The organism is Actinophytocola sp., assembly GCF_050699935.1.
GTDB lineage: Bacteria > Actinomycetota > Actinomycetes > Mycobacteriales > Pseudonocardiaceae > Actinophytocola.
In genome coordinates, this window is sequence record NZ_JBOHGB010000228.1 from 1 (window position 1) to 7,259 (window position 7,259).

Genomic DNA, 7,259 nt, shown 5'->3' on the forward strand with positions numbered 1-7,259 from the left:
AGCTGCCGCCCGGACTTGTCACTCTTACGTGGACTCACAAGGTCCGATGTCATCACTCTCAGTGCCCATCCCGCCGGACCTCAGCCCGGCGTGTCGGGCCAGAAACACCGATCTTGAAACAGTCCTCGTCCCGCAGCGCGCGCCGCTCCCGCTCCACCAGAGCGTCCGGCACCATCGGCCGGTCCTCCTCGGTCTCGTCCGGTCCAGGCGTCCACGTCAGGTCCCGGCCCGGCCACCCGAACCGGCGCGGGCCGCCGATGTGGCCCACACCGTGCTCCCGGTAGGTGGCGAACCGGCGTTTGATCCGCCGTGACGTGTCGTCCGAGGACCGCGCCGCGTGCGCCACCTCGACCCGCAGAATGAACCGGTCATCAGGGTCCGACAAGTCGCGTGAACCGTGGGCACTGGCCACCACGAAGCCCTTGTCCGCCAGATCGATCAGCGTCTCCAGATCACGCGGCTGACGCAGCAGACGGTCGGTGTGCCACACCACGATCCCGTTCGACACACCCGACCGGACCCGCTCCAACAGCTTCTCCCAACCGGGCCGGCGGACCCCCTTCCGCCACGCCGACAAGCCGTCCTCAAGCTCTTCACCCAGCACACCGTCCAGGCGCTTGATCACCTTCCGGTTGTCCGCCCACTGCGTCTCGATCTTCTCGAACTCACCCGTGTCCGGCGCCTTCGACAACCGCCCATACGAATCGAACACAGGAGCGCCACCAGCCTCCTGACCTGCGCTAACATCCCTACCGGTGCCCATAGACCGACGGTACGTCTACAAATGGGAGTTCGCCTAGTCGCGCCGACCGACAGTCCCCGCGTCGTGCGCCGCGGCCTGTGGATGACTCCCGGTGAGTCGCCTGTGGACGGTTCCGCTCGCCTGTCGTCAGCGGTCGTGTTGCCTTGCCCGGAGCATGTTCGCGCGGATGGGCGCGGGGCCCATGTTGATCAGGTCCTCGAACGAGATCGCCGGGCCGGGCAGGTTCTCGTGCGACAGGAACCGGAGCAGGCCGTCCAGCATGAGCTCGAGGTGGCGGTGGTTCAGCAGGTTGTCGTCCTCCGACGAGCTCGTGGCCTGCAGGGGCGCGGTGAACCGGATGATCAGCAGGCTGATGTCGCCGGCCGTCACGTCCGGGCGCAGCGAGCCCTCCTCGTGGGCGGCCGACGCGAGCGCGTTGTGTGCCTCCTGGGCCAGGCGGCGCGCCTCCGTCAGCTCCTCGTCCATCTCCAGGCGGTCGACGAGCATGGGCATCACCGCACCGACCCGCAGGTCGATCGAGTCGTGCATGTACCGCGCCAGCGCGGTGAACGCGTCCGGCTCCTCGATGAGCGCGGCCCGGGCCTCCGCGGCGGACTGACGCAGCGTGTTCAGTGCGACCTCGCGAAGTAAGACCAATCGGTCGGGAAAATGGCGGTAGAGCGTCGCGATCCCGACGTTCGCCCGACGCGCGATCCGCTCCATCGGCGCTGTCGGGCCCTCCTCGATGATGAGGCCAGCAGCAGCTCGCAGAATCGCCTTCCGGTTTCGGAGTGCGTCCGCTCGGGTCCGGCGGGGTCTGGGCCGGGGTTGGTCGAGCTCTTTCATCGCCGCCTTATCCGGATGAAATTCGTTCGGATATCCCACGTTACTGTAGAGGGCGGCTTATCAATAGGGTCATGGATTCAACGCGCGCTGTCACTGCGAGTGTTCGCCGAGTCGAATGACGTCGAGCGGCAGGGGAGCTGGCGGTGGTTCAGGGCCGCGGTTCAGGGCCGCGCAGCTGCGTTCGGCTCAGTAGCCGAAGTCCTGGGTCCAGTACATGCCGTCCTCGTCCAGGCCGACGCCGATGGACGTGAGGTCGCAGTTCAGGATGTTCGCCCGGTGCCCGTCGGACTCCATCCAGCTCTTCATGACCTGCTCGGCGTTCTGCTGGCCGCGGGCGATGTTCTCCGCGCCGGGGGTGGGGTAGCCGGAGTTGACGATTCGCTCGGCGAAAGTCAGGCCTTCCGGCGTGGTGTGATCGAAGTAGTCGCGATCCGCCATATCGCTGCTGTGCTCCTGCGCCGCCTGGGCCAGCTTCTGGTCCACGAGCAGCGGTTTGCATCCGGCATCGGCGCGCTCGGCGTTCGCGATGTCGACGACCTGGTCCTCGATCCGCTCCTGCGGTGGACCCGACGTGGTCGGCGCCGACGTATCCGAGGACGTCGGCTCGGACGACTCGGACGAGCTCGGCGGGTCGGTGTCGTCGCCGGACGCGGACGGCTCGGAGCTGGAGTCGTCGCCGTCGTCCGAGTCCTGGTCGTCGGACTGCGACCGGTCCGAGTCCATCTGGTCGCCGGGGCGGGACAGGCCGCCGTCGGAGTTGTCCGCGTCCGCAGCGGAAAGGGCGACCGCGGCCTGGTCCGAAATCTCCGGCCCGTCGAAGTTGGACATCAGCGTTGCGGCACCGGCCGTGACGGCTCCGACCAGCGCAGCGGCGAGTGCGGGAAGCACAGGTCTACGTCTGTGTGCCGATGTCACGGTTCGGCAACGTACCACCATCGGGTGATCTTATGAAGGCCGGTCTAGTTACCCGAGGTAGTAGTCGGTGTAGTCACGGTGACCGGCTTCGTCTTGTTGGTCTTCTTGCCGCGGTTGTCGGTCACTGTGAGTGTGATGTCGAAGGTGCCCGCCGATTCGAAGGTGTGGGACGCGGTGATCCCGTTGGCGCCGAAGCTCCAGCTGTAGGTCGTGATGTTGCCGTCCGGGTCGCTCGACGGGCCGCCGTCGAAGTCGCACGCGAGGTTGGAGCAGTCGACGTTGAACTCGGCGAGCGGTGCCTGGTTCGGCGGCGTGGTCGTGGTCGGCGGCCGCGTGTTGGTCGGGCGCCCCGGCGTGGTCGTCTCGTCGGTGGTCGTCTCGTCGGTGGTGGTCTCGCCGTCCTCGGACGTCGTCGTGGTCGTCGAGCTCCGCGGCTTGCTGGTCGTGGACCTCGACGGTGCGGACGTGGTGTTCGGGTCGGTGGTATACGTCTCCGCCGTGGAGGTCTCGACCGTGTCCTCGCTGCTCGGCGCCGGCGCCGCCTGCTCCTCGCGGGTGGTGGCCAGTGCCGCGACGGTGGCGAACACCGTCGAGACCACGAGCGCCGCCACCCCCAGTGCGATGTACGGCGAACGGGAGAGCTTCGGCCTGTCCTGCGGGTCGTCCGGTAAGGGAGTCAGCTCGTCGCCCGGCTCCGACATGAAGGGTCCAACCTCCTCGGCTCGCCCGCCGTTGCTCCAGACGGAGTATTACGGCGGCGTAACGTATCACCGTCACCGACCGTGCACAGCCCGGATCGAGGTGATCACCGACCGTGGACACTGTAGATGACCAGCCCGTCCGTGTAACCGCTTGGGTGCATGGCCGTGTGCAGGGCGTCGGATTTCGGTGGTGGACCCGGGCGCGGGCGTCCGAGCTCGGCCTGCGCGGCTACGCACGCAACCTCAACGACGGTCGGGTGGAGGTGGTTGCGGAGGGTGCGCGAGAAAGCTGCGAACGGCTGGTCGTGTTGCTCAGATCGGGCCGGCCGCCGGGGTCGGTGGACCTCGTCGTGGACCGGTGGTCCGAGGCGAAGGGGAACCTGTCGGGCTTCGTAGAACGTTAGCGTTGGTAACGAAGTGATCACCCGACAAACCCATTTGAACCGCTGCTATCTAATCAGCGTATGACCATGGTGTGGGGAACACCCCGGACCAGGAGGACGAACTCCTCCGCGAGCTCTACAGCCGTTACCGACGGCCGCTGTTCGGCTACGTCCTTCGCGCGGTCGGCGGCGATCACCAGCACGCCGAGGACATCGTGCAGGAGACCTTGCTGCGGGCGTGGCGCAACGCCAACAACCTGACCGCCGACGCGGCCGGTCCCTGGCTCTACACGGTGGCCCGCAATCTCGTGGTCTCGGGGTTTCGCAGGCAGGGCGCACGGGTCGACGAGGTGCCGATCATGGAGCGGGACTGGGCCCGGCCCGCCGACGACTTCGACCGCGTGCTGCAGGGCTGGCAGGTCGCCGAGGCGATGCGGGCGCTCTCGAAGGACCATCGCGCGGTGATCGGCGAGCTGTTCTACCGCCGGCGCACGATCGCCGAGGCCGCCGCCGCGCTCGGGGTCCCGCCCGGCACGGTCAAGTCCCGCTCGTTCTACGCGCTGCGCGCCTTGCGTGACGCGCTCGAGGAGCGGGGGGTGACCGAGCCATGACCTGCTCGAACACCGTCACGCTCGGCGCGTACCTGCTCGGCGCGCTCGACCCGCGGGAGCGCTTCGAGTTCGAGGCGCACCTCGGCGGCTGCGACACCTGTCGCACCGAGCTCGTCCGGCTCGCCCCGCTGCCCGGCATGCTCAACCAGATCTCGCTGGACGACTTCTCCGACGGCCTGCCGCCGACCACGCTCGAGGAGGCCCACCCGACCGCCCCGGTGCCCGGCCTGCCGCTGTCCACCCAGCTCCTGCGCCCGGAGACCAGCCTCCCCGAGGTCCTCCACCCCGAGCTCTTCCGCCCGGGCACGGGCCTGCCCGACGACGTCCCGCCGGAGCTCGGCGGGCCGGTGCCCACCCCGCGCGGCCCGGCCGCGCTCGAGCTCCCGCCGGCGCCGCCCCGGGCCGTCGAGAACCGGTCCGACACGCCGGCGAAGGCGCCGCGGCGCCGGCGGTACTGGCACGTCGCAGCGGCCGCCGCGGTCGTGCTGGTCCTCGCCGTGGGGGGCGTCCTCGGCTGGCAAGCCCTCCAGCCGGACCCGGCCCCGCCCGCGGTCCCGCCGGTGGCGGCCGGCGTCACCTGGTCGGGCAGCACGCCGGACGGAAGCGCGACCGCCGACGCGCGGCTGATCGACCACGAGTGGGGCACCGAGATCCAGATCAAGCTGCACGGCCTGCCACCTGGCCGGGAGTGCTACATGGTCGTCTACGACGGGGACGGCTACCACGAGGTCGCCGGCTGGTGGAGCACCGACCACGACTACGCCGCGGAGATCCCGGCCAGCACCTCGATCCAGCGCAGCAAGATCGACAAACTGGAGCTGCGGCTCGACGACCGCAGCATCGCGATGACCATCCCCGCACAGGGCCGTTAGCACGCCTTCGCGCATCCCGCCACGCGCCCGCCTCCCACGGTTGCGCGGGTCTCCCGGGTACTCTCGATGACTGGACCGCACTTCACGGTTGGCTGAGAGGTACGCGTCTCGTGCACTTGAAGAGCCTGACGCTCAAGGGGTTCAAGTCTTTCGCGTCGGCCACCACGTTGCGCTTCGAACCGGGTATCACCTGCGTCGTCGGCCCGAACGGGTCGGGCAAGTCCAACGTGCTGGACGCGCTGCGCTGGGTCATGGGCACCCAGGGCGTGAAGGACTTGCGCGGCGGCAAGATGGAGGACGTCATCTTCGCCGGCACGTCGAGCCGCGCCCCGCTCGGCCGTGCCGAGGTCAGCCTCACGATCGACAACTCCGACGGCGCGCTGCCGATCGAGTACACCGAGGTGTCGATCACCCGCCGCATGTTCCGCGACGGCGCCAGCGAGTACGAGATCAACGGCAACACCTGCCGGCTGATGGACGTCCAGGAGCTGCTCTCCGACTCCGGCATCGGCCGGGAGATGCACGTGATCGTCGGGCAGGGCCAGCTCGCCCAGATCCTCGAGGCCAAGCCGGAGGAGCACCGCGCGTTCATCGAGGAGGCGGCCGGCGTCCTCAAGCACCGCAAGCGCAAGGAGAAGGCCCTGCGCAAGCTCGACGCGATGCAGGCCAACCTGACCCGGCTCACCGACCTGACCGGCGAGCTGCGCCGCCAGCTCAAGCCGCTCGGCAAGCAGGCGGAGATCGCCCGCAAGGCGCAGGCCGTGCAGGCCGACCTGCGGGACGCGCGGCTGCGGCTCTACGCCGACGACCTGGTCGCCCAGCGTGCCGAGATCGCCAAGGAGCAGGCCGACGAGGCCGCCGCCCGCGCCCGCCGGCACGAGGTCGAGCAGGCCCTGGAGGTCGCGGACGCCAAGCAGACCGCGCTGGAGGACCAGCTCGCGGCCGACACGCCACGGCTCACCTCCGCGCAGCAGACCTGGTACGAGCTCTCCGCGCTGGAGGAGCGGCTGCGTGGCACCGTGCGGCTGGCCGTCGAGCGCGAGCGGCACCTGTCCGCCGAGGTCGAGGCGCCCGGCGGCGGCCGGGACCCCGAGGAGCTGGAGGCCGAGGCGGAGGAGACCGCGATCCGCGAGGCGGAGCTGGCCGAGCACGTGGAGGTCGCCCGGCACGCGCTGGGTGAGGCGGCCGAGCGGCGCGCCGAGCTGGAGCAGGCCGTGCAGGCTGCCGAGCAGGCCCACCTCGCCGCCGTGCGCGCGGTCGCCGACCGGCGCGAGGGCCTGGCCCGGCTGGCCGGCCAGGTCGACGCGCTGCGCAGCAAGACCGCCGCCACGGCCGAGGAGGTCGAGCGGCTGTCGACCGCGCTGGCCGAGGCCACCGAGCGGGCCGAGGAGGCCGCGGTGGAGCTGGCCGAGTCCCGGGCGGAGACCGGGGTCGAGGACGCCGACGACGCGGGCATCGCCGACCGGTTCGAGCGGGCCGAGGCGGCACAGCGGGCCGCGCAGGCCCGCGTCGAGGAGCTGGTGGCGGCCGAGCGGACGGCGGAGAAGGACATCGCGTCGTGGCAGGCGCGGGTCGACGCGCTCTCGCTCGGCCTGTCGCGCAAGGACGGCGCGGGCGCGCTGCTCGCCGCGGGCGACCGGATGCCGGGCCTGCTGGGTTCGGTCGCCGCGTTGCTGACCGTCGAGCCGGGCGCGGAGGCCGCGCTCGCCGCGGCGCTGGGCCCGGTGGCCGACGCGGTCGCGGTGGCGTCCGGCGACGACGCGGTCGCGGCCCTGGAGCTGTTGCGCGGCGACGACGCCGGCCGGGCGGGCGTGCTCGTGGGCGGCTGGTCGCCCGTGGACCGGTCCGGCTGGCCGACCCTGCCGCCGGGTGCCCGCTGGGCGGCCGATCTGGTGCGGGCGCCCGAGTCGCTGCGGCAGGCGGTGCTCTCGGCGCTGGAGCAGGTCGCGGTGGTCGACTCGCTGCGGGTGGCCCGGGACCTCGTCGCGCGGCATCCGCGGGTCCGGGCGGTCACCGCCGACGGCGACGTGCTCGGTGCGCACTGGGTGGCCGGCGGCTCCGAGCGCGGGCAGAGCGTGATCGAGGTGCAGGCCGCGGTCGACGAGGCCAACGAGAAGCTCGCCGCCGCCGAGGCCGCGGCCGAGCGGGCGGCCGCCGCGCTGGCGGGCGCGCGGGCCGAGCAGCGGGCG

8 protein-coding genes are annotated in these 7,259 nt (G+C 71.0%); 4 read left to right on the plus strand and 4 right to left on the minus strand.

All coding sequences use genetic code 11. The annotated features are described in order from the left end of the window. Nucleotides 1-58: 58 nt before the first annotated feature. From ACRDTB_RS36375 to ACRDTB_RS36390, 4 genes are all read right to left on the minus strand, one after another. A complete protein-coding gene (locus ACRDTB_RS36375; RefSeq protein ID WP_431436795.1) occupies nucleotides 59-763 on the minus strand; it encodes a recombinase family protein in 705 nt (234 codons plus the stop codon). A gap of 126 nt (nucleotides 764-889) precedes the next feature. Then, nucleotides 890-1,588, minus strand: coding sequence for a TetR/AcrR family transcriptional regulator (locus ACRDTB_RS36380; RefSeq protein ID WP_431436796.1), 699 nt, complete (start codon nucleotides 1,586-1,588; stop codon nucleotides 890-892). 186 nt (nucleotides 1,589-1,774) lie between these two features. After that, nucleotides 1,775-2,416 carry a CAP domain-containing protein gene (locus ACRDTB_RS36385; RefSeq protein ID WP_431436797.1) on the minus strand — a complete coding sequence of 214 codons (642 nt, stop codon included), beginning with the start codon at nucleotides 2,414-2,416 and terminating at the stop codon, nucleotides 1,775-1,777. Between the two features lie 131 nt (nucleotides 2,417-2,547). After that, nucleotides 2,548-3,204 carry a PKD domain-containing protein gene (locus tag ACRDTB_RS36390; protein ID WP_431436798.1) on the minus strand — a complete coding sequence of 219 codons (657 nt, stop codon included), beginning with the start codon at nucleotides 3,202-3,204 and terminating at the stop codon, nucleotides 2,548-2,550. A 113-nt stretch (nucleotides 3,205-3,317) separates the two neighbouring features. On the opposite strand from ACRDTB_RS36390, the gene ACRDTB_RS36395 reads away from it, so the two are divergent. The 4 genes from ACRDTB_RS36395 to smc form a co-directional block, all read left to right on the plus strand. Then, complete coding sequence (locus tag ACRDTB_RS36395; RefSeq protein WP_431436799.1) at nucleotides 3,318-3,608, plus strand: acylphosphatase; 291 nt, start codon at nucleotides 3,318-3,320, stop codon at nucleotides 3,606-3,608. Nucleotides 3,609-3,679: 71 nt separating this feature from the next. Further along, nucleotides 3,680-4,198: a sigma-70 family RNA polymerase sigma factor gene (locus ACRDTB_RS36400; RefSeq protein ID WP_431436800.1), complete on the plus strand. Its 519-nt coding sequence runs from the start codon at nucleotides 3,680-3,682 to the stop codon at nucleotides 4,196-4,198. Next, entirely contained in the window at nucleotides 4,195-5,070 is an 876-nt protein-coding gene (locus ACRDTB_RS36405) for a zf-HC2 domain-containing protein (protein ID WP_431436801.1), read from the plus strand. Before ACRDTB_RS36400 ends, ACRDTB_RS36405 begins: the two co-directional genes overlap by 4 nt. A gap of 110 nt (nucleotides 5,071-5,180) precedes the next feature. Then, the coding region (gene smc / locus ACRDTB_RS36410; RefSeq protein WP_431436802.1) for a chromosome segregation protein SMC at nucleotides 5,181-7,259 on the plus strand (2,079 nt) is incomplete at its 3' end.